Source organism: Streptomyces sp. NPDC094034 (genome assembly GCF_040303865.1).
Lineage (GTDB): Bacteria > Actinomycetota > Actinomycetes > Streptomycetales > Streptomycetaceae > Streptomyces.
On record NZ_JBEOUD010000032.1, the window covers coordinates 22,351 to 43,883 of the forward strand.

Genomic DNA, 21,533 nt, shown 5'->3' on the forward strand with positions numbered 1-21,533 from the left:
ACGACAGAGGGAACCACCGGTACTCCGGGCGGCTACTTGGTGATCGTCACCGTCGTCCGGCTCGTGGCCGGCAGGTGCTGGCCGTCGCCGTTGTATGTGGCGGTATAGGTGATGTCACCCGTCTCGTTCGGGCGCTCCGTGAACGTGAACTCGCCCGTCGCCGTGGAGACGGGGAAGGTGCCGACCGGAGTGGCGGTCGGGTGTGCCGCGTCCGTGCGGGTCACATCCACCGTCGTGCCCGCCGGGAAGGGCTCCGCCGCCGACAGCCGGCCGGTGATGGTCAGGTCCTTGCCCTTGCGGGAGGTCGCGGGGGCCTCGAAGCCGAGGGCCGTGTCCAGCTTGCCGGCGTCCGGGAGGACATGGAGCGTGGGGGCGCTGCCGTAGAACAGGCCCGTGACGGCGAAGAGGCGGTTCTCGTCCGGGGCCCAGGCGAGGCCGTCGCGCTGGATGTCGTTCACCACGTACTCGTGGAGCGCCGGCCAAGTGGAGCCCGGGCGGTAGGTTTTCACGAAGTCGCCGTCCGCGCCGGTCGCCACCGTTCCGTCGGTCGCCACGGCCACCGCGTTCGGGAACTGCCAGCTGGAGTAGAACCCGTTCGCCGACAGGTCCGACAGGCGGACGATCTGGTGCTCGGACGGGTTGTTCGCCGCCACGACGATGTTCTGGCCGTCCGCCGTCACCGCGAAGTCGTTGAGGAACGCGATCGACGGCGACGAGGTGAAGAGGCGCTCGGCGCGCTTCTGTAGTCCGCCGGTCGCCGTGTCGTAGACCGCCAGGGTGGCCGGGCTGACGCCCTCCTCGCCCGCCACCAGGACGTTCGGGTCGGCGGGGGACGACGCCAGGGCCGGGGCGTAGTACCAGTACCGGCCACTGGGGACGAGCGTCGCCGCCGGGGCGGGAGAGGCCACGTCGAGCGAGCCGATGCCGCCGCTGCTGCCGACCGTGTAGCCGAACCACAGCGTGCCGCCCGCCATCGCCAGGGTCTGGGGCGAGGTGTCCGCGCCGGTCGGGTAGCGGTTGGTCTCGGTCAGGGTGGCGGTGTCGATCTCGGCGATCGCGCCGACCGTCGACAGGGCCACGTACAGCTTGCTGGAATCCGCCGAGAGCACGAGGCCCGCGGCCCCCTCCTCGGCGGTGATCTGCCGGACGACCGAGCCCGCGTAGTCGGTGACGACGATGCTGCCGCCGGCCGGGTCGCTGACGAACACCCGGTCGTGCACTCCGTCGACGACGATGTCCCGGAACGAGGCGCTGGGCAGCGCCACACTCGTCTCCTCGGCCGCGGCCGTCACCGTCCCCGCCCCGATCAGGGTCAGCGAGCCGATCAGTGTCACTGCCAGCGCGGCGGCGGTGCGTTTGTGGATGCGCAAGTGGAAAAGACCTCTCTGGAGTTGGGGGCCGTCATTGACCTCCCGTTCAAAGAGCGCGGGGCGACGGACATGTGTCACTGGGAGGCGAGGGTTCGCCTCCCCGTCCGCCTCCCCGTCCGTGTCCCCGTTCGCGTCCCCCGGGTGTCCCCCGGTGGCCCCGGGCTCGCGGCCGAAGCGCTCGCCGTACTCGCTCGCGGCGCTACTTGTCCTTGTTGTTGTTGTTGCTGTTGCTGTTGCTGTTGCCGTTGCTGTTGGGTGCGTTGTCGGCCGCGTCTTTCGGCTTCTTGGCGGTGGGGCCGCCCTTGGTGCTCCCACCCGACGTGCCCGACTTCCCGTCCTTCCCGTCCTTCTCGCCCTTCTCGGCCCGCGCCAACTGATCGGCGCAGTAAGCGGCGACGTTCTCCGCGCCGCCCGCGGCCGTGACCAGCCGTTGCCAGGCCGTCGAGTTCACCGCGTTGCCCCGGCTCCTGACCGACTCGTACGCGCGGCAGTGGGCCTCGGTGTCCTTCGCCGTTGCCGGGCGGCCCGAATCGACGGAGGCGCGGGGCACACCGGACTTCGTCGTGTCCGGCTCCGCGGCGGAGTGTTCGGGGGCGCTCGGCGACGGACGCTGTCGTTCGCGGACCTCGTCCTTCGGGTCCGCGGCAGGAGCGTCCGAACCCGCGCCAACGCCTGCGACCGCGACGCCGCCCAAGGACAGGCCGGTGACGAACAGGGCGATGGTGGCTTTCAACGACCGCCGTGTCGCACCGGGCCTCTTCGGCCGCCAGTCGTCCCACTGCCGGGTCCGCGCGTCCTCGTGCGTTCCCGCGTCACGGGCGGCGCGGAACGCGGCCGTCGCGCGCTGCTCGGCCTCCGCGGTCGTGTCGTCCTCGATCAGCGCGCGGGCCAGCAGCGGCTCCAGTACGGCGCCCTCGGCCTCATCCGCGGTCCCGCGCACACGGCTGTCGCGAGATGTGCGTCGACGGCCCCACATTCTGCCGTAGCTCTGTCGATCACCCATGCCCGTGCCCATTCCTGCCCGACGACGGTTCGGTCCGTCGTTGTCTCCGGCGCCGTGATAGTTCATGTCGACTGACCCAGCGTGTGACGCTTCTCTTCCGTCACAGCGGCGGCTCCGAGCTGGCGTGCGAGGCGTCTCAGCCCTCGGTACGCGGCGGTGCGCACCGCACCGGGCCGCTTGCCGAGGACACGGGCGGCGGCGGGGCCGTCGAGACCGACGACGACGCGCAGGAGCACGGCCTCGGCCTGGTCGCGCGGCAGCGAGCTGATCAGAGCCAGGGCCTGCGCGGTGGAAAGGGACTCCAGCGCCTGGTCATGAGTGGTGTGCGGATCGGGCAGCTCGACGAGTACGTCCTGTTCGAGGATGACAGGCTGGGGGCGTACCCGCCGACGGCGCAGATGGTCGAGGGCCCGGTGCCGGGCGATGGTCGCCGTCCAGCCGCGGAAACCGGCCCCGTCCCCTTTGAACCGTCCCAAGTCACGGGCGATCTCCAGCCAGGCGTCCGAGGCCACGTCCTCGGCGTCGTCACCGACGAGCCCCCGCAGATAACCGAGCAGCCCGGGCTGTATGACCCGGTAGGCGGACGCGAACGCGGCTTCGTCGCCGTTCTGGGCCCGCGCCACTGCCGCGCCCAACTCCTCGTCGTACGCCCGTGTGTGCCGGGGCTCCCTTCCGTGGCCCAAAACTGTCCCCGTTCGCACCGAGTTCGTAGCACTTCGCGTCGTGCGACACGGTTCGGCCGTGTCCACGTCCCGTGATCATCAGGCCGCCGCCTGCCGGGCCCTTCCATGCAGCATCAGGTAGAAGATCTGGAGCGACTCCCCGGGACCACCCACCTCGAAGCGGTTGAGGACCTTGCCGAGGGGGTTCCAGACACGACCGTCGGGCATACGCACGCCGACGGGCTGGCCGAAGTAGGCGCGCTGGGTGGCGTCGAAGTCCACCCACACCGCTCCGGCACGCCGCACCAGCACCTCACCGACGTACGCCCCGAGGCTGAGAAGCGCGTCGCGTACTCGCTCCCGGTCGGCCCCGCCCTTGCGGAGCCCGTCGACCAGGAAGTCGACGATACGCAGACTGCGCACGGAGTAGTCGAGCGGGAGCCGGTGCTGGGCGATGACGCGGGCGACGAAGACCGTCGCGTACGGACGCATCTCGCCCGCGCGCGGCACCTGTCCGTCCACTGTGTCCATGAGTCCCACCCTTCGCTCGTTGCGGGGGAACTCCCAGCGCGGCTCCCCCAGTTGCTCAAGCGGATGCCGCACCGTGAACATCACGGGTCATGGGTGTGTCGATCGACACACGGCGAACTCAACGACCGCGTACAACCTTTGCGTCTTTTCCGCGGCGGCGAGGGCGAAGCCGGGGCTCGGGGCCGGTCACGGGTGGGTCGACCGGTGTCGCGGGCCCCGGGCCCTGATGCTGTGGCCGGCAGCCCTACTTACCCGCCGCCGATCCGCGCAGCTTCCCGAACGCGGCCCGGAGTTCCTTCGTGAAGATGTCCGGGACCTCCCAGGCGGCGAAGTGCCCGCCGTCGTCGACCTTGTGGTAGTAGAACAGGTCGTGGTACGCGCGCGACGCCCAGGTGTGCGGGGCCTGGTAGATCTCGCCCGGGAACACGGTGATGGCGGCCGGGACGGAGATCGACACCGCGTTGAAGTTGTTCGCGTTGTTCTCCCAGTACAGACGGGACGACGAGACCGCGGTGTTCGTCACCCAGTAGAGGGTGATGTCGTTGAGCATCTCGTCCTTGGTGAGGACGCGCTCGGGGTGGCCGCCGCTGTACGTCCACGCCGCGAACTTGTCGTACATCCAGGCGGCGAGGCCGGCGGGGCTGTCCGTGATGCCGTACCCCTCGGTCTGCGGTCGGGTGACCATCATGGCCGAGTAGCCGGATCCCCTCGCGTAGAAGGTGGCCAGCTTGTTGTAGGCCGCCTTCTCGTCGGGGGTCAGCCCCGTCGGGACAGGGTCACCGCAGGCAAGCTTCCTGGTGATGTCCGGCGGGACGGTGGCTGGGAAGTTGACGTGGATCCCGAGCAGTCCGGCGGGCCGCTGCGCGGCCATCTTGTCCGAGACGACCGCACCCCAGTCGCCGCCCTGGGAGACGAACCGCTTGTAGCCCAGACGCTCCATCAGCGTGACCCAGGCGCGCGCGATGCGGTCGGGGTTCCACCCGGTGGTCGTCGGCCGCTCCGAGAAGCCGTAGCCGGGCATCGACGGGATGACGAGGTGGAACGCGTCCTCGGGCCGGCCGCCGTGCGCCGTCGGGTCGCTGAGCGGTCCGATGACCTTCAGGAACTCCAGGATGGAGCCGGGCCAGCCGTGGGTCAGGATGAGTGGCAGGGCGTCGGTGTGGCGGGAGCGGACGTGGATGAACTGGATGTCCAGTCCGTCGATCTCCGTTATGTACATCGGCAGGGAGTTGAGCTGTTCCTCGACGTCGCGCCAGTTGTACTTCGTCGCCCAGTAGTGGGTGAGTTCCTTCATCGTGGCCAACCGCACGCCCTGGGAGCTGTCGTCGACGGTCTCCCGGTCGGGCCACCGCGTCGCGACGATGCGCTGCCGCAGGTCCGTCAGGACCTTCTCCGGGATGTTCACGCGGAACGGTCGGACGCTCTGCCTCTCGCTCAGCGTGATCGGCTTGCCCGCTTCTCCCCACGACCACAGCCCGAACCCTCCCGTTGTCGCCGCGGCGGTCACGGCCGCGCTCGACGTGTAGAGGAATTTGCGGCGCGAATACGACCGGAGAATCTCCGACATGATGGACCTCCCTCGGTGTGTTCCGGGGTCCGGACCGGTGGAATGCGCGGACAAGGGCGCTTTCCGGCGGGCCCTTCAGCCGGTGCGCGCAGCTGAACTCCGCGCACCGGGCATTCGCGTCGCGGGCCGGCCGAGTCGCTCTTCACGTGTGCGGAGCGACTGGCGTTGATCCGACATTCGCATTACCAGCCGTAACGATACTTATCTATACGTAAGCGCGCAAATTGGACTGTTGGGGCTCGGTGCTGCGCGAGGCGTTCCCGGAGCGTGGTCAACTCGCCCCGGTCGCACTGCCGGTGGTGGCCGAGGGGCGCGGTCGGATCCCCTGGGGCGTGTCTTCGAAGCAACGCGGTCCGCCCGCCGGGCGGGCGGGACTTCACGACGCGCCCCGGACAGGACCTAGCACTCGATGATGTTCACCGCGAGCCCGCCGCGCGCCGTCTCCTTGTACTTGACCGACATGTCCGCGCCCGTCTCCTTCATGGTCTTGATGACCTTGTCCAGGGAGACCTTGTGGCTGCCGTCGCCGCGCAGCGCCATCTTCGCCGCCGTGACCGCCTTCACCGCCGCCATGCCGTTCCGCTCGATGCACGGGATCTGGACCAGGCCGCCGACCGGGTCGCAGGTCAGGCCCAGGTTGTGTTCCATGCCGATCTCGGCCGCGTTCTCGACCTGTTCGGCGCTGCCGCCCAGGACCTCCGCGAGGGCGCCCGCGGCCATGGAGCAGGCCGAGCCGACCTCGCCCTGGCAGCCGACCTCGGCGCCGGAGATGGAGGCGTTCTCCTTGAAGAGCATGCCGATGGCGCCCGCGGCGAGCAGGAAGCGGACGACGTTCTCGTCCTTCTCCTGCTCCGTGGCGCCGCCGGCCGCGAAGTTCATGTAGTAGTGCAGTACGGCCGGGATGATGCCCGCGGCGCCGTTGGTGGGGGCGGTGACGACGCGGCCGCCCGCGGCGTTCTCCTCGTTCACGGCCATCGCGTAGAGCGTGACCCACTCCATGGCGTGCGCCTGCGGGTCGCCCTCGGCGCGCAGCTGACGTGCCGAATGGGCCGCGCGGCGGCGGACCTTGAGACCGCCGGGCAGGATGCCCTCGCGGGCCATCCCGCGCGAGACGCACGCCTGCATCACGCGCCAGATCTCCAGTAGCCCGGTGCGGATCTCGTCCTCCGTGCGCCAGGCCTTCTCGTTCTCCAGCATCAGCGCGGAGATCGACAGACCGGTGTCGGACGACAGTCGCAGCAACTCGTCGCCGGTGCGGAAGGGGTACTTCAGCACGGTGTCGTCGAGCTTGATCCGGTCCTCGCCGACGGCGTCCTCGTCCACGACGAAGCCGCCGCCCACCGAGTAGTACGTCTTCTCCAGAAGCACGGCGCCGGCCGCGTCGTACGCGAAGACCGTCATGCCGTTGGCGTGGTACGGCAGGGTCTTGCGGCGGTGCAGGACCAGGTCCTTGTCGGCGTCGAAGGCGATCTCGTGCATGCCGAGCACATTGAGCCGGCCGCTCTCGCGGATACGTTCCGCCTGGCCGTCCGCGCTCTCCACGTCGACGGTGCGCGGTGAGTTGCCCTCCAGGCCGAGGAGCACGGCCTTGGGGGTGCCGTGGCCATGGCCCGTCGCGCCGAGCGAGCCGTACAGCTCGGCCCGGATCGAGACGGTGTGGGCGATCAGGCCCTCGTTCTTGAGCCGGCGCGCGAACATCCGCGCCGCGCGCATCGGACCGACCGTATGGGAGCTGGACGGGCCGATTCCGATCGAGAACAGGTCGAAGACCGAGATGGCCACGGGGAACTCCTTGCTGGTTGGTAGACGCCGTTGTCTGCCGGGTGGTGCGGAGATGACGGTGACACGCGGGGGAACGTGGTGCGGGGATGACGGTGACACGCGGGGAACGTGGTGCGGGGCACCGCGCCGCACGGTCCAGTGTGCGCGGTGCCCCGTAACTCAGGCCGTACGGATGGCTACAGGCCCGGGTACAGCGGGTGCTTCTCGGCGAGCGCGGTGACCCGGCCGGCCAGCGCCTCGCGGTCGAAGGAGGGCTTCAGGGCCGCCGCGATGATCTCGGCGACCTCGGTGAAGTCCTCGTCGGTGAAGCCGCGGGTGGCCAGCGCGGGCGTGCCGATCCGCAGGCCCGAGGTGACCATCGGGGGGCGCGGGTCGTTCGGGACGGCGTTGCGGTTGACCGTGATACCGATCTCGTGGAGCCGGTCCTCGGCCTGCTGGCCGTCCAGCTCCGAGTCGCGCAGATCGACGAGCACGAGGTGCACGTCCGTACCGCCGGAGAGCACGGAGACGCCCACCTCGGTGACGTCCGGCTGTACCAGCCGCTCGGCGAGGATCCGGGCGCCGTCCAGGGTGCGCCGCTGGCGCTCCTTGAACTCGTCCGTGGCCGCCACCTTGAAGGAGACCGCCTTGCCCGCGATGACATGCTCCAGCGGGCCGCCCTGCTGGCCCGGGAAGACCGCGGAGTTGATCTTCTTCGCCAGCTCCTTGGTGGAGAGGATCACACCGCCGCGCGGACCGCCGAGGGTCTTGTGCGTGGTGGTCGTGACGACATGCGCGTGCGGCACCGGGTTGGGGTGCAGGCCCGCGGCGACCAGCCCGGCGAAGTGCGCCATGTCCACCATCAGATACGCGCCGACCTCGTCCGCGATCCGGCGGAAGGCGGCGAAGTCCAGCTGGCGGGGGTACGCCGACCAGCCGGCCACGATCAGCTTCGGACGGGACTCCTTGGCCAGCCGCTCGACCTCGGCCATGTCGACCTGGCCGGTCTTGTCGTCGACGTGGTACGCGACGACGTTGTAGAGCTTGCCGGAGAAGTTGATCTTCATGCCGTGGGTCAGGTGCCCGCCGTGCGCGAGGTTCAGACCCATGATCGTGTCGCCGGGGGAGAGCAGCGCGAACATCGCGGCCGCGTTCGCCTGGGCGCCGGAGTGCGGCTGTACGTTCGCGTGCTCGGCGCCGAAGAGCGCCTTCACCCGGTCGATGGCGATCTGCTCGATCACATCGACATGCTCACAGCCGCCGTAGTAGCGGCGGCCGGGGTAGCCCTCGGCGTACTTGTTCGTCAGCACGGAGCCCTGCGCCTCCATGACCGCGACCGGAGCGAAGTTCTCCGAGGCGATCATTTCGAGCGTGGACTGCTGGCGGTGGAGTTCGGCGTCGACAGCGGCGGCGACGTCGGGGTCGAGCTCATGGAGCGAGGCGTTCAGAATCGACTTCGAAGACATCACGGTCCCTGGGGTCTCAGTTGCCGGAAAACTCTGTGTACTCATCGGCGGTGAGCAGGTCGTCGGGCTCCTGCGTGACACGTACCTTGAACAGCCAGCCGCCCTCGAACGGGGCGGAGTTCACCAGTGAGGGATCGTCCACGACGTCCTGGTTCGTCTCGGTGACCTCGCCGGTCACCGGGGCGTACAGATCGCTGACGGACTTGGTGGACTCCAGCTCCCCGCAGGTCTCGCCCGCGGTCACCGTCTCACCGACCTCAGGAAGCTGGGCGTACACGACATCGCCGAGGGCGTTCGCCGCGTACTCCGTGATGCCGACCGTCGACACACCGTCCTCGGCGGCCGTCAGCCACTCGTGCTCCTTGCTGTAGCGCAGCTGCTGGGGGTTGCTCATGATCTGAATTCTCCTGTACGCGGGGGTGTGGTGCGGAACAGCTGTCTTACGGACCGAGACGGCGCCCGGGTCGCGGACACGACCGAGGGGTGTGCTGACGTCCGTATCACTTCTGGCGCTTGTAGAACGGCAGCGCCACGACCTCGTACGGCTCGTGGGAGCCGCGGATGTCGACGCCGACGCCCGCCGTGCCGGGCGCCGCGTGCGAGGCGTCCACGTACGCCATGGCGATCGGCCTGCCCAGGGTCGGCGAGGGGGCGCCCGAGGTGACCTCGCCCACGACGGCGCCGTCCGCGACCACCTGGTACCCGGCGCGCGGGACCCGGCGGCCCTCGGCGATCAGGCCGACGAGCTTGCGGGGCGGGGCGGACGCGGCGCGCTCGGCGGCGGCCTGAAGGGCCTCGCGGCCGACGAAGGCGCCGCCGTTCGAGGTCTTCTCGAACTTCACGACCCGGCCGAGGCCGGCGTCGAACGGGGTCAGCGCGGTGGACAGCTCGTTCCCGTACAGCGGCATTCCGGCCTCAAGACGGAGGGTGTCGCGGCAGGACAGCCCGCAGGGCACCAGACCGACGCTCTCGCCGGCCTCGGTCAGCGCCTGCCACAGGCCCTCGGCGTACCGGGGCTCGACGAACAGCTCGAAGCCGTCCTCGCCGGTGTAGCCGGTACGCGCGATCAGCGCGGGGACACCGGCGACGGTGCCGGGCAGGCCCGCGTAGTACTTGAGCCCGTCCAGATCGGCGTCGGTCAGCGACTTCAGGATGCCCGGGGACTCGGGGCCCTGGATCGCCAGCAGCGCGTACGCGTCCCGGTCGTCGCGTACGGCCGCGTCGAACCCCTCGGCGCGGGCGGTCAGCGCGTCCAGCACGGTCTGGGCGTTGGAGGCGTTGGCGACGACCATGAAGGTGTCGTCGCCGAGACGGTAGACGATCAGATCGTCCAGGATTCCGCCGTCCTCCTGGCAGATCATGGTGTAGCGGGCGCGGCCCACGGCGACGGCCCCGATATTGCCGACCAGCGCGTAGTCGAGGAGGTCACCGGCCGCCGGTCCCGAGACCGTGATCTCACCCATGTGGGAGAGATCGAACAAACCCGCGCGGGTGCGGACGGCCTGGTGCTCGTCCCGCTCGCTCGCGTACCGCAGCGGCATGTCCCAGCCCGCGAAGTCGGTCATGGTCGCGCCCAGCGCGCGGTGCGTGGCATCGAGGGCGGTGAGACGCGGGGCTCCAGGGGCGCCCGTGGTGGCGGGGGCGCCGGAGGTGCCGGGCGTGCTGGTGCCGCTCGGGGGGACATGGCTCATCGGTGTGACTCCCAGGGCATGACGGCGAGGACGATCCTCCCCATCTGTCATCGGAACCTGAGAGGTTCATCACGGCCACCCGTATCAAAGAGAGCGGTCGTGACTTGCACCTTGGGTGGAGCCGCAGAGCTGCGGCCCGCTTTTCAGATCTGCCTCATCCACGCGGTACGGGGCCTGAGAGATTCAAGGGAGGAACTTGCTCCTTCGGCGCCCGGCGCACACGGTGACCGGGACTCTCCCGCGCGGATTCAAACGGCCGGTATGCAGTTGGCGGGCACATCATCGCACGCATCGCCGCCGAGCGGGACGCCCGGTCCGCAACTCGCCGACCCCCGTAAAAAGCTTGTGGCGCATTACCATTTCTTTACACTTCTTGGGCAAGGGTCATGGGCCAGGCCGACTGAGCTGACAGGGGGACGGCGATGATGTCGCAGGGGTCCGACACGTACCCGACGACCGCGGGGGTGCCCACACAGACGGGCACGGCCGCGGGGCCCGGCGCACCGGCCCCGGACGGCACGGCCCGGGAGGGCACCCTCCGGGACGGCGCGGCCCGCCTCGCGCGGGTCGTCCGCGATCTACGGGGGCGGGGTCCCGCGGCGGCGGGCGGCGCGCGAGGACGCGGCACGAAGAGCCTGGTCTTCGCGGAAGGCGATCTGGTGGTCGTCTCCGGGCTGCCGGGCAGCGGCAAGTCGACCTTGATCCGGCGGGCCGCCGAGGCCACCGGTATCGACTCCCAGGACACCAGGGACCGCTGGGCGCGCCGGCTGCCGGGCGCCCTGCCCTACGCCGTCTACCGCCCGCTCGTCCGGATAGCGCACTACGCGGGCCTGTGGCACGCGCTCGGCTCCGGCGGGAGCGTCGTCGTCCATGACTGCGGTACGCAGACCTGGGTACGGCGCTGGCTGGCCCGTGAGGCACGCAGGCGTGGCCGCCGGCTCCATCTCGTCCTGCTGGACGTCTCGCCCGAGGTGGCGCGCGAGGGCCAGCGGGAGCGCGGCCGGGGCGTGTCCGGCTATGCCTTCGCCCGGCACCGCCGCGCGGTCCGCCGCCTGCTCGCCGACGCCGAGACAGGCCGCCTCCCCGGGGGCTGCGCCTCGGCGGTCCTCCTCGACCGGGACGCGGCGGCGGCACTGGAGCGGATCGCGTTCCCGGCCACCCGGGCGGACTGAGAGGCCGCCCCGCCCGTGCGCGCGAGCGCCGAGCCAGGGACGGGATCCGGCCAACCGGCCGGACGGACGGAGCCGTTCGGGGGCGGCGCGGGAACCGGCCCTCGGTTTAAGGTGCTGCCGCGGGGGCGAGGGTGGCGAAGGAGAGCACGGTGAACACAGCATGGCCGGGCAACGAGCTGGAAGAGGTGCTCATGGCCTCGCTCGGCGCCGACGCGGCGGGCGGACGGCTCGTCGAGGTCCTGGGACGCAGCGAGGTCTGGGTGCCGCTGCCCCAGGGCGGCGGTCCCGACAGCCCCAACCTCGATCTGCCGACGCTGGAGATCGACGGCATCCCCTATGTCCCGGTCTTCAGCTCCGAGCAGCAGTTCCTCCAGTGCGTCGGATCCCATATGGCCTTCACCGTCGCTCCCGCCCGTGACTTCGCCCGGGGGCTGCCTCCGCAACTCGGTATCGCGGTGAACCCGGGCGGTGTCGTCGGGATGCCGCTGCCGCCACCGGCCGTCGCCGCGCTGTGCCGGGTGGGGCGTACGCCGCTCGACGGCCCGGCGAGCGGGGGCCGGGTGCGGCTCTTCGAGCCGGACTGGCAGGAGGACCCGGTCGAGTTCCTCTCCGCCGCCGGAGCCGAGTTCGAGACCTCCGGCGTGGTGCTCTCGGCCCGCCGCGCGCTCGCCAGCGTCGAGGGCGAGCCCCCCGCGCTCTACATCGGTGTCCAGCTCTCCTCCTGGGAGGCCGCGGACCGTAACGCCCCCATGGACGCGCTCGGCCGGGCACTGGGCCGGGTCACGGTGGGCTGGCCCGTCAATCTCGTCCTGCTGGACGTGGCCCAGGACCCGGTCGGCGACTGGCTGCTGGAGAAGGTGCGGCCGTTCTATCAGCGCGCCCACGCATAGTCGCGGGCGGAACGGGCATTCGGTACGAGCCGGCGACCACGGGCGGACAGGGAAAGAGACCGGCCACGCCCGCGCCCCTCTGGCGGGCGCGCCGGTCGTCAAGTCTGTGTCAGGAAGCCCCCCTAAGCTGGTTTGATGGCTGGGCCGCCGCACCGTGTGCCCGGCGGGTCGCCCTTCCCGCGGCGGACCGCGCCGGGCGCCCGCGGACGCGCGGACTGTCGGGGGGCTGGACGAGTGGTGGATCGAAGAGGGGCGGGACCCAGAGTGAGCGCGTCAGGCACCGCGGCGGCCGGGCAGGTCGAGCACATGCTGCGCCAGGTGACGCCGGGACGTTACGACGCGTACGAGGCGCTGCTCCAGGCGCTCGCCGACGACAGTGTCTGGATGCTGCTCTGGCACGGCCGCGCCGGATCGCCCGAGGCCCAGTACGGCAACATGGAGGTCGACGGCCTGGGATACGCCCCGTGCGTCACCTCCGCCCAGGAGCTGGCGGTCAGCGGCTGGACACGGGCCCACGAAGTGGTCTCGGGGCGCGACATCGCCCGCGCCCTCTACCCCGACCGCTGGGGGATCTGGCTCAATCCGCACGCTCCCGGCGGCGGTGTCGGCATCCCCTGGCTCGATCTGCGCCGGATCGCCACCGGTCTCGACCGGATGCCCGCGGGACCGCTCAGGCTCTCCGAGCCCGCCATCGAACTTCCGCAGTTCTACGCCCAGCTGACCCAGAACGCGCACCGCACGCCCGCCGTGCGCTCCCTGCGCCGTGCCTGGGTGCAGCCGGCCCTCGGCGCCCCGTATCTCGCGATCGGCCTCGACCTGTACGACACGGGCCCGGCCTCCGTCGACTCCGTACGGACGATGATGGGGCAGTCCATCGCCGCGGTTCCGGACGGGCTGCCGGTCTCGACGGTCGCGATGTCCGACGAGTACGACCCGGTCACGATGTGGCTGCGCGCCAACACCAGGCCCTTCTACGACCGTGAGGCGCATGCCGCGCCCGCGCCGTCTCCGGGATACGGCTACCCGCCGCCGGCCACCCGCGCATACTGAGCGGCACCGCGCGGGGTACGGCATCGGGGTACGGCATCGGGGTACGGCGCCGTGCGGCGGCGCACGCACGCACCGGTTACCCGTCGTATGGGGGCAGTTGGGCGCCATGTCCGATCTGGGGGAATAGTGGCCGAGATGGTCCGCTGAGAAGATCACAACGTCCGGATAACGGTAACCCTCGGATCGCATCACGGTTGAGCAAACATTCCCTGTGAGGGCTGGCGGGTGATCGCGAAAGGACTGAAGACTCCCTGCAGCAGGTGGACTCGGCCTAGTGTGCGATGCGCTGACAGAAGCGGTTCCCCCCACATTTTCCGGGGGACCACCATGCGACATGTGAAGTGAAAGCGCCGCTACAGCGGCGGTCATGGGCCGGCCACCGTCGGCCGAGAGGGGTCTCCAGCGCAATGACGGCACCTATCGAGACCACCGGGTCGGCGGCGCAGGCGCAGCCGGAAGCGGTGCTGGAAGGCGCCGGGGGCAAGCAGATCGAGGGCCGTTCGCTCGGCCGGATCGCGTGGACGCGTTTCAAGCGGGACAAGGTCGCCATGGCAGGCGGCGTCGTCGTGATCCTGCTCGTCCTTGTCGCCGTACTCTCCAAACCGCTCCAGTCGGTCTTCGGTCTTGACCCCAACGCCTTCAACCAGGACCTCGTCGATCCCGTGCTGCTCGCGCCCAAGGGCAGCTTCGGCGGCATCAGCTGGGATCACCCCCTGGGTGTCGAACCACAGACGGGCCGGGACATCCTGGCCCGCATCATCGAGGGCTCCTGGGTCTCCCTGGTCGTCGCGGCCGGGTCCACGCTGCTCTCCGTCGTCATCGGTGTCGTGATGGGCGTCGTGGCGGGCTTCTACGGCGGCTGGGTCGACAGCGCGATCAGCCGCATGATGGACACCTTCCTCGCCTTCCCGCTGCTCCTCTTCGCGATCTCCATCTCCGCGTCGCTCCAGGGCAGCGTGTTCGGGCTCGAAGGGCTCTCGCTGCGCATCGCCGTACTGATCTTCGTCATCGGCTTCTTCAGCTGGCCGTACATCGGCCGTATCGTGCGCGCGCAGACACTCAGCCTGCGGGAGCGGGAGTTCGTGGAGGCGGCCAGGTCGCTCGGCGCGCGCGGCCCGTTCATCCTCTTCCGGGAGCTGCTGCCCAACCTGATCGCGCCGATCCTGGTCTACTCGACGCTGCTGATCCCCACCAACATCCTCTTCGAGGCTTCCCTGAGCTTCCTCGGCGTCGGTATCGCCCCGCCGCAGTCCTCATGGGGCGGCATGCTGTCCACCGCGGTCGATCTGTACCAGGTCGACCCGATGTTCATGATCATTCCCGGCATGGCGATCTTCGTCACCGTGCTGGCCTTCAATCTGCTGGGGGACGGGCTGCGTGACGCACTCGACCCCCGTGGCAAATAATCGCGGCCTCGCCGCACCATCGATCGAGGGGGCTTTCCTCAGGTGAACAGCAGAAAGACAGCATCGGCCATAGCCGTCACGCTGGCGTTGGCGCTCGGTGCGACCGCCTGCGGCAGCGGTGACAGCAAGGACAAGGACGGCAATGGGGGCGGCAGCGCGAAGGCCGATGCCGGACTGAGCAGCATCGTCAACGCCAGCACCAAGAAGGGGGGGACGGTCACGTACGAGCACTCCAGTGGCCCGGACTCCCTGGACCCGGGCAACACGTACTACGGCTGGGTGCAGAACTTCTCCCGCCTGTACGGCCGTTCCCTGGTGACGTTCAAGCCGGCCGCCGGCAAGGAGGGCCTCCAGGTCGTTCCCGACCTGGCGACCTCGCTCGGCAAGGGCAGCCCCGACGCCAAGACCTGGACGTACACGCTCCGCAAGGGCGTCAAGTTCCAGGACGGCACCGAGATCACCTCCGCGGACGTCAAGTACGCCATCGAGCGCTCCAACTTCGCGCCCGAGGCCCTCTCCAACGGCCCGACGTACTTCAAGTCGTACCTGGAGGGTGGCGAGAAGTACCAGGGACCGTACAAGGACAAGTCCCCCGAGGGTCTCAAGTCCATCGAGACGCCGGACAAGTACACGATCACCTTCAAGCTGAACAAGCCGTTCGCGGACATGGACTACCTGGCCGCGTTCTCGCAGACGGCCCCGGTCCCGCAGAAGGCCGACAAGGGTGCCGAGTACGTCCAGAACATCGTGTCCTCGGGCCCGTACAAGTTCGACTCGTACAGCGAGAGCCGCGGCGCGACGCTCTCCCGCAACCCCGAGTGGGACCCGGCGTCGGACCCGATCCGCAAGGCGCTGCCGGACAAGATCGAGCTGAAGTTCAACGTCAACGCCTCGACGATCGACGAGCACCTGCTCAGCGACTCGATCACCGCGGACATCGGCGGCACCGGGCTCCAGTCCAAGACGCAGCCGAAGGTGCTCGTCAAGGCCGACGAGAAGGCCAAGACGGACAACCCCTACGCGGGCGCGCTCCAGTACCTGGCGATGAACGTCAAGGTGAAGCCGTTCGACAACATCGACTGCCGTAAGGCCGTGCAGTACGCCGTGAACAAGGCCGGTGTGGTCGACGCCATCGGCGGTGCGGTCAAGGGCGAGCCCGCCTCCACGATGATCCCGCCGTCGGTCGCCGGGTACAAGAAGTTCGACCTGTACCCGACCCCGGGCAACAAGGGCGACGCCGCCAAGGCCAAGGACGCGCTCACCAAGTGCGGTCAGCCGAACGGCTTCAAGACCTCGCTGACGGCGCGTTCCGACCGTCCCGACGAGGTCCTGGCCGCGACGCAGATCCAGCAGAGCCTGAAGGCGATCGGCATCACCGCCGACATCAAGCAGTTCCCGGCCGACAAGTACTTCACGGACTTCGCGGGCTCCCCGAAGTGGGTCCACGACAACAACGCCGGTCTGATGATGATGGCCTGGGGCGCCGACTGGCCGACCGGGTACGGCTTCCTCGACCAGATCGTGAACGGCGCGGCCATCAAGCCGTCCGGTGGCACGAACCTGATGGAGCTGAACGACCCGACGATCAACAAGGCGCTGACCGACGGTATCGGCACCCTCGACGCCACCGCCCGCGGTGACAAGTGGGGCGAGGTCGACAAGCTGGTCATGGAGAACGCCTCGGCGGTTCCGCTCTTCTACCGCAAGAACCTGCTCTACCGCCCGGAGTCGGCGACCAACGTCACCGTCGCCGAGTCGTACCTCGGTATGTACGACTACGTGCTGATGAGCTCGTCCAAGTAAGTCCGCGGGACCCTCACAGCACATTCGGTAACACACTCAGTAACACCTGTTACATCAAACAGCACCCCCCGAAAGGCAGGTGAAGGTGTCGGGTCGTACGGGCGCACCCCGCCCCCACGACCCGACACCGCACGGCTGTGGCTGCGTACATCATCCGACGCGTATTCGCCGCGGTGTTGCTGCTGCTGGTGGTCAGCGCAGTCACGTTCGCGATCTTCTTCCTGGTGCCCCGGCTGGGCGGCCAGACGACCGATTCACTGGCCGCCCAGTACGTCGGTAAGGGCGCCGATCCCGCCGCCATCGCCGCCATCAAGGCGAACCTGGGACTGGACGATCCGCTCTACCTTCAGTACTGGCACTTCATCAAGGCCATCGTGGTCGGCGCCGAGTACAACCTCGGCCCCAACCCCTCGGTGTGCCATGCACCGTGCTTCGGCTACTCCTTCAAGACACATGTCGAGGTCTGGCCCGAGATCGTCCAGCGCATCCCGGTCACCTTCTCGCTGGCCATCGGCGCGGCGGTCATCTGGGTCGTCTCCGGTGTCGCGATCGGTGTCCTCTCCGCGCTCAAGCGGGGCTCGATCTTCGACCGGCTGACCATGGGCATCGCCCTGGCCGGCGTCTCGCTGCCGATGTTCTTCACCGGCCTGGTCTCCCTCGCCCTGTTCAGCTTCCACTGGACGATCTGGGAGAACCTCGAATTCGTGCCCTTCTCCGAGAACCCCGGCGAATGGGCGTGGAACCTCATCCTTCCCTGGTGCACCCTCGCCTTCCTGTACTCCGCCCTCTACGCGCGGCTCACCCGCGCCGGGATGCTGGAGACCATGGGCGAGGACTACATCAGAACCGCGCGGGCGAAGGGTCTGCGAGAGCGTCAGGTGGTCGTCAAGCACGGCCTGCGCGCCGCACTGACCCCGCTCGTCACCATCTTCGGCATGGACTTCGCGCTGCTCCTGGGCGGCGCGGTCATCACCGAGCGCGTCTTCTCCTTCCAGGGGATGGGCGCGTACGCCATCCAGGGCGTGACCAAGAGCGATCTGCCCATCGTGATGGGTGTGACGCTGGTCGCCGCCTTCTTCATCGTCTTCTGCAATCTGCTGGTGGACCTCGTGTACGCCGCGATCGACCCCCGGGTGAGGCTCTCATGAGCGACGTGCGCACGACGAAGGACGCGGGCGGCTCGTTCCTCTCCGTACGGGACCTCCGTATCCACTTCAACACCGACGACGGTCTCGTGAAGTCCGTCGACGGCGTCAGCTTCGACCTCCAGGCGGGCAAGACCCTCGGCATCGTCGGTGAGTCCGGCTCCGGGAAGTCCGTGACCTCACTGGGCATCATGGGGCTGCACAACTCCGAGCGTGCCCGGATCTCCGGTGAGATCTGGCTGGACGGCGAGGAGTTGATCGGCGCGGGCCCCGAGCGCGTGCGCGAGCTGCGCGGCCACAAGATGTCGATGATCTTCCAGGACCCGCTGTCCGCGCTGCACCCGTACTACAGCATCGGCGCGCAGATCGTGGAGGCGCACCGCGTCCACAACAAGGTCGACAAGAAGACCGCCAAGAAGCGGGCCATCGAGATGCTCGACCGGGTCGGGATCCCCGAGCCGGCCCGCCGCTTCAACGACTATCCGCACCAGTTCTCCGGCGGTATGCGCCAGCGCGCGATGATCGCCATGTCGCTGGTGAACAACCCCGAGCTGCTGATCGCCGACGAGCCGACGACCGCCCTGGACGTGACGGTCCAGGCGCAGATCCTCGACCTCATCCGGGACCTCCAGAAGGAGTTTCGCTCGGCGGTCGTCATCATCACCCACGACCTCGGTGTCGTCGCCGAGATCGCGGACGACCTGCTGGTGATGTACGCGGGGCGCTGTATCGAGCGCGGCTCCGCCGAGAAGGTCTTCTACCAGCCGCAGCACCCCTACACCTGGGGCCTGCTCGGTTCGATGCCCCGCATCGACCGGGAGCAGACCGACCGGCTGGTGCCGGTCAAGGGAACCCCGCCCAGTCTGATCAACGTCCCGTCCGGCTGTGCTTTCCACCCGCGCTGCCCGTACGCCGACGTCCCCAAGGACAACCTCACCCGCACCGAGCGTCCGGACCTGAGGGAGATCACCGACGGGCACTTCTCCGCCTGCCACATGTCGGCGGCGGAGCGGGAACAGATCTGGACCGAAGAGATTGCGCCGAAGCTGTGACTGAGCTGAAGAAGAAGATTCCGGAGCAGGAGTCGGGGGCCGGATCCGCGTCCGGGTCCGACAGTTCAGGGCCCGAGCCGATCCTCAAGGTCAGCGGCCTGGTCAAGCACTTCCCGATCACCAAGGGCCTGCTGAAGCGCAAGGTCGGAGCGGTCCAGGCGGTCGACGGACTCACCTTCGACGTGCGCCCCGGCGAGACCCTGGGCGTCGTCGGCGAATCGGGCTGCGGCAAGTCGACCATGGGCCGGCTGATCACGCGGCTGCTCGAACCGACCGGCGGAAAGGTCGAGTTCGAGGGCCGGGACATCACGCATCTGTCCGCCGGAGCGCTGCGGCCGATGCGCCGCGACGTACAGATGATCTTCCAGGACCCGTACGGCTCGCTGAACCCGCGCCACACCATCGGCGGGATCGTCAGCACCCCCTTCAAGCTCCAGGGCATCGAGCCCGAGGGCGGTGTGAAGAAGGAGGTGCAGCGGCTGCTGGAGCTGGTCGGCCTCAGCCCCGAGCACTACAACCGCTACCCGCACGAGTTCTCCGGCGGCCAGCGCCAGCGCATCGGTATCGCCCGCGCCCTGGCGCTCAACCCGAAGCTGGTCGTCGCGGACGAGCCGGTCTCGGCGCTGGACGTGTCGATCCAGGCGCAGGTGGTGAACCTGCTGGACGACCTCCAGGACGAGCTGGGTCTGACGTACGTGATCATCGCGCATGACCTCTCGGTCATCCGCCATGTCTCGGACCGGATCGCGGTGATGTACCTCGGCAAGATCGTCGAGCTGGCCGACCGTACGTCGCTGTACGAGTCGCCGAAGCATCCGTACACGAAGGCGCTGCTCTCGGCGGTACCGGTGCCCGACCCGAGCAGGCGCGGCGGGAAGAGCGACCGGATCCTGCTCAAGGGCGATGTGCCGTCGCCGATCTCGCCGCCGAGCGGCTGCCGGTTCCACACCCGGTGCTGGAAGGCGACGGAGGTCTGCAAGACGACCGAGCCGCCGCTGATCCAGCTGGCGCCGGGCCACCAGGCGGCCTGCCACCACCCGGAGAACGCCCCCGACCAGCGTCCGAAGGACACGGTGTCGGTGGCGGCGCGGGAGACGGTGGAGCTGGCGGGGCAGGCGCCGGACGCGACCCCGGACGACGCCCCGGCCACCGGCGAGGCCGCCGCCGAGGCGCCCGCCGAGGACGCGAAGAGCCCGGGCAAGGAGTAGTGGCTCCCCGGTCCCGAGCCTGAGCGCTCGGGACCGGGACGCCTGTGCCGGGACGCCTGTGCCGGGACGCCTGTGCCGGGACGCCTATGCCGGGACGCCTATGCCGGGACCGTCCTTCGGGGCGTGTCCCGGCGATCCCGCACAATGTCCGAGTGCTCCACGACCTCTTCACACCTTCTGTCCAGCATGCGCTCGACCTCGCCGGGATCTTCGTCTTCGCGATATCCGGCGCCCTCCTCGCCGTACGCAAGAACTTCGATGTCTTCGGTATGGCGGTACTCGCCGAGATCACCGCGCTGGGCGGGGGCCTGCTCCGTGATCTGATCATCGGGGCCGTCCCGCCCGCGGCCTTCACGGATCTCGGCTATTTCTCCATGCCCCTGGTGGCCACCGCGCTGGTGTTCTTCCTCCATCCCCAGGTGGAACGCATCCAAGGGGCGGTCAATGTCTTCGACGCGGCGGGCCTCGGCCTCTTCTGCGTGACCGGCACCACCAAGGCGTACGAGTACGGTCTCGGCCTCACCGCATCGGCGGCGCTCGGGCTGGCCACGGCGGTCGGCGGCGGTGTGCTGCGTGACGTTCTCGCCAATGAGGTGCCCTCGCTGCTGCGCTGGGACCGCGATCTGTACGCCGTCCCGGCCATCGTCGGTGCCGCGATGGTGGCGCTCTGCATACGCTTCGACGCGCTCAACGGGCTGACCAGCGCCTTCGCCGTACTGACCGCCTTCGTCCTGCGGCTGCTCGCGATGCGGTTCCACTGGCGGGCGCCGCGTGCCTGGAACCGGCGCTCGGCCGCGGCCGAGGAGCCCTCGGCTCTGTGAGCTACGTAAGCTACCGCTTAGTACAATCCTGTTGTACGGTTACCTGTCATGGCACAGGCAACCATCGGTGACAGCGAGTTCGACCGCGGTACCGCCCTCACCCTCCGTGAACCGGGCGTCTACGACGCACAGCTCTCCCCGGGCTGGACGATCATGAACGCGGCCAACGGCGGCTATCTGCTGGCGCTGATGGGCCGCGCCCTCGGCGACGCGCTGCCGCACGCCGACCCCTTCGCCGTCTCGGCCCACTACCTCACACCGTCGACGCCCGGCCCCGCCGTGGTGCGCACCGTCACCGTACGGACCGGACGTACCCTCTCCACCGGACAGGCCTCCCTCTTCCAGATCGCCGAGGACGGCCGCGAGGTCGAACGGATCCGGGTCATCGGCTCCTACGGGGATCTGGACGCGCTGCCCGACGACGTACGCACGGCCGCCAAGCCGCCCCTCATCCCGCCGCTTGAGCGGTGCGTCGGCACGGACGTCGGCCCGCCGCCGCCCGGCGACTTCTCGATGCTCGACCGCCTCGCCATGCGCATCGATCCGGCCACGATCGGCTGGGCGGTGGGCGCGCCCTCCGGGCAGGGCGAGATGCGCGCGTGGTTCGAGTTCGCGGACGGCCGCGACCCCGATCCCTACTCACTGCTCCTCACCGTCGACGCGCTGCCGCCCACTTCCTTCGACCTGGGGCTGACGGGCTGGACCCCGACCGTCGAACTGACCACGCACATCCGCTGCCGTCCGGCACCTGGCCCCCTCCGGGTGGCGATCACCACCCGCAATCTGGCCGGTGGCTTCCTGGAGGAGGACGCGGAGGTCTGGGACAGCGCCGACCGGCTGGTGGCGCAGTCACGCCAACTGGCCCGCGCGCCACGGGAGTGAGCCGTCCGGCGCGGCCCGCGCGCAGAGAGGCCGGAACGCGGCTGTACACCGGA

Annotated in this window: 19 protein-coding genes and 1 riboswitch; of the genes, 10 read left to right on the forward strand and 9 right to left on the reverse strand. The window is 69.5% G+C overall.

Going from position 1 to position 21,533, the window contains the following annotated elements; translation table 11 throughout:
- Positions 1–32 precede the first annotated feature (32 nt).
- From ABTZ59_RS25565 to gcvT, 9 genes are all read right to left on the reverse strand, one after another.
- The gene (locus tag ABTZ59_RS25565) at positions 33–1,370 is read right to left on the reverse strand and encodes a YncE family protein (RefSeq protein WP_351416220.1); all 1,338 of its coding nucleotides are present in this window, start codon (positions 1,368–1,370) and stop codon (positions 33–35) included.
- Positions 1,371–1,569: 199 nt separating this feature from the next.
- Positions 1,570–2,310 (reverse strand): hypothetical protein, encoded by a 741-nt coding sequence (locus ABTZ59_RS25570; RefSeq protein ID WP_351416223.1) that lies wholly within the window; start codon positions 2,308–2,310, stop codon positions 1,570–1,572.
- A 125-nt stretch (positions 2,311–2,435) separates the two neighbouring features.
- Positions 2,436–3,056: an RNA polymerase sigma factor gene (locus ABTZ59_RS25575; RefSeq protein WP_351416228.1), complete on the reverse strand. Its 621-nt coding sequence runs from the start codon at positions 3,054–3,056 to the stop codon at positions 2,436–2,438.
- A gap of 78 nt (positions 3,057–3,134) precedes the next feature.
- Positions 3,135–3,566: a hypothetical protein gene (locus ABTZ59_RS25580; RefSeq protein WP_351416232.1), complete on the reverse strand. Its 432-nt coding sequence runs from the start codon at positions 3,564–3,566 to the stop codon at positions 3,135–3,137.
- A 244-nt stretch (positions 3,567–3,810) separates the two neighbouring features.
- Positions 3,811–5,133, reverse strand: coding sequence for an epoxide hydrolase family protein (locus ABTZ59_RS25585; protein ID WP_351416240.1), 1,323 nt, complete (start codon positions 5,131–5,133; stop codon positions 3,811–3,813).
- 399 nt (positions 5,134–5,532) lie between these two features.
- Positions 5,533–6,915: an L-serine ammonia-lyase gene (locus tag ABTZ59_RS25590; protein ID WP_351416247.1), complete on the reverse strand. Its 1,383-nt coding sequence runs from the start codon at positions 6,913–6,915 to the stop codon at positions 5,533–5,535.
- Positions 6,916–7,091: 176 nt separating this feature from the next.
- The gene (gene glyA, locus ABTZ59_RS25595; protein ID WP_351416254.1) at positions 7,092–8,360 is read right to left on the reverse strand and encodes a serine hydroxymethyltransferase; all 1,269 of its coding nucleotides are present in this window, start codon (positions 8,358–8,360) and stop codon (positions 7,092–7,094) included.
- A 16-nt stretch (positions 8,361–8,376) separates the two neighbouring features.
- Entirely contained in the window at positions 8,377–8,754 is a 378-nt protein-coding gene (gene gcvH / locus ABTZ59_RS25600) for a glycine cleavage system protein GcvH (RefSeq protein ID WP_351416259.1), read from the reverse strand.
- A 106-nt stretch (positions 8,755–8,860) separates the two neighbouring features.
- Complete coding sequence (gene gcvT, locus ABTZ59_RS25605) at positions 8,861–10,051, reverse strand: glycine cleavage system aminomethyltransferase GcvT (protein ID WP_351416264.1); 1,191 nt, start codon at positions 10,049–10,051, stop codon at positions 8,861–8,863.
- Between the two features lie 153 nt (positions 10,052–10,204).
- Positions 10,205–10,302, reverse strand: a riboswitch (glycine riboswitch).
- A 171-nt stretch (positions 10,303–10,473) separates the two neighbouring features.
- On the opposite strand from gcvT, the gene ABTZ59_RS25610 reads away from it, so the two are divergent.
- From ABTZ59_RS25610 to ABTZ59_RS25655, 10 genes are all read left to right on the forward strand, one after another.
- Positions 10,474–11,223, forward strand: a complete 750-nt coding sequence (locus ABTZ59_RS25610) for an AAA family ATPase (protein WP_351416269.1) — start codon at positions 10,474–10,476, stop codon at positions 11,221–11,223.
- Positions 11,224–11,372: 149 nt separating this feature from the next.
- Positions 11,373–12,113: an enhanced serine sensitivity protein SseB gene (locus ABTZ59_RS25615; protein ID WP_351416276.1), complete on the forward strand. Its 741-nt coding sequence runs from the start codon at positions 11,373–11,375 to the stop codon at positions 12,111–12,113.
- Positions 12,114–12,377: 264 nt separating this feature from the next.
- Positions 12,378–13,163 carry an enhanced serine sensitivity protein SseB C-terminal domain-containing protein gene (locus ABTZ59_RS25620; protein ID WP_351416279.1) on the forward strand — a complete coding sequence of 262 codons (786 nt, stop codon included), beginning with the start codon at positions 12,378–12,380 and terminating at the stop codon, positions 13,161–13,163.
- Between the two features lie 407 nt (positions 13,164–13,570).
- Entirely contained in the window at positions 13,571–14,569 is a 999-nt protein-coding gene (locus tag ABTZ59_RS25625) for an ABC transporter permease (protein ID WP_351416283.1), read from the forward strand.
- 42 nt (positions 14,570–14,611) lie between these two features.
- Positions 14,612–16,372, forward strand: coding sequence for an ABC transporter substrate-binding protein (locus tag ABTZ59_RS25630; RefSeq protein ID WP_351416287.1), 1,761 nt, complete (start codon positions 14,612–14,614; stop codon positions 16,370–16,372).
- Between the two features lie 137 nt (positions 16,373–16,509).
- Positions 16,510–17,520 carry an ABC transporter permease gene (locus ABTZ59_RS25635; protein ID WP_351416294.1) on the forward strand — a complete coding sequence of 337 codons (1,011 nt, stop codon included), beginning with the start codon at positions 16,510–16,512 and terminating at the stop codon, positions 17,518–17,520.
- Positions 17,517–18,569: an ABC transporter ATP-binding protein gene (locus tag ABTZ59_RS25640; protein WP_351416301.1), complete on the forward strand. Its 1,053-nt coding sequence runs from the start codon at positions 17,517–17,519 to the stop codon at positions 18,567–18,569. Before ABTZ59_RS25635 ends, ABTZ59_RS25640 begins: the two co-directional genes overlap by 4 nt.
- Positions 18,566–19,777: an ABC transporter ATP-binding protein gene (locus ABTZ59_RS25645; RefSeq protein WP_351416306.1), complete on the forward strand. Its 1,212-nt coding sequence runs from the start codon at positions 18,566–18,568 to the stop codon at positions 19,775–19,777. Before ABTZ59_RS25640 ends, ABTZ59_RS25645 begins: the two co-directional genes overlap by 4 nt.
- A gap of 152 nt (positions 19,778–19,929) precedes the next feature.
- Positions 19,930–20,598: a trimeric intracellular cation channel family protein gene (locus ABTZ59_RS25650; RefSeq protein WP_351416311.1), complete on the forward strand. Its 669-nt coding sequence runs from the start codon at positions 19,930–19,932 to the stop codon at positions 20,596–20,598.
- A 48-nt stretch (positions 20,599–20,646) separates the two neighbouring features.
- A complete protein-coding gene (locus tag ABTZ59_RS25655) occupies positions 20,647–21,480 on the forward strand; it encodes a thioesterase family protein (protein ID WP_351416316.1) in 834 nt (277 codons plus the stop codon).
- Positions 21,481–21,533: the final 53 nt, after the last annotated feature.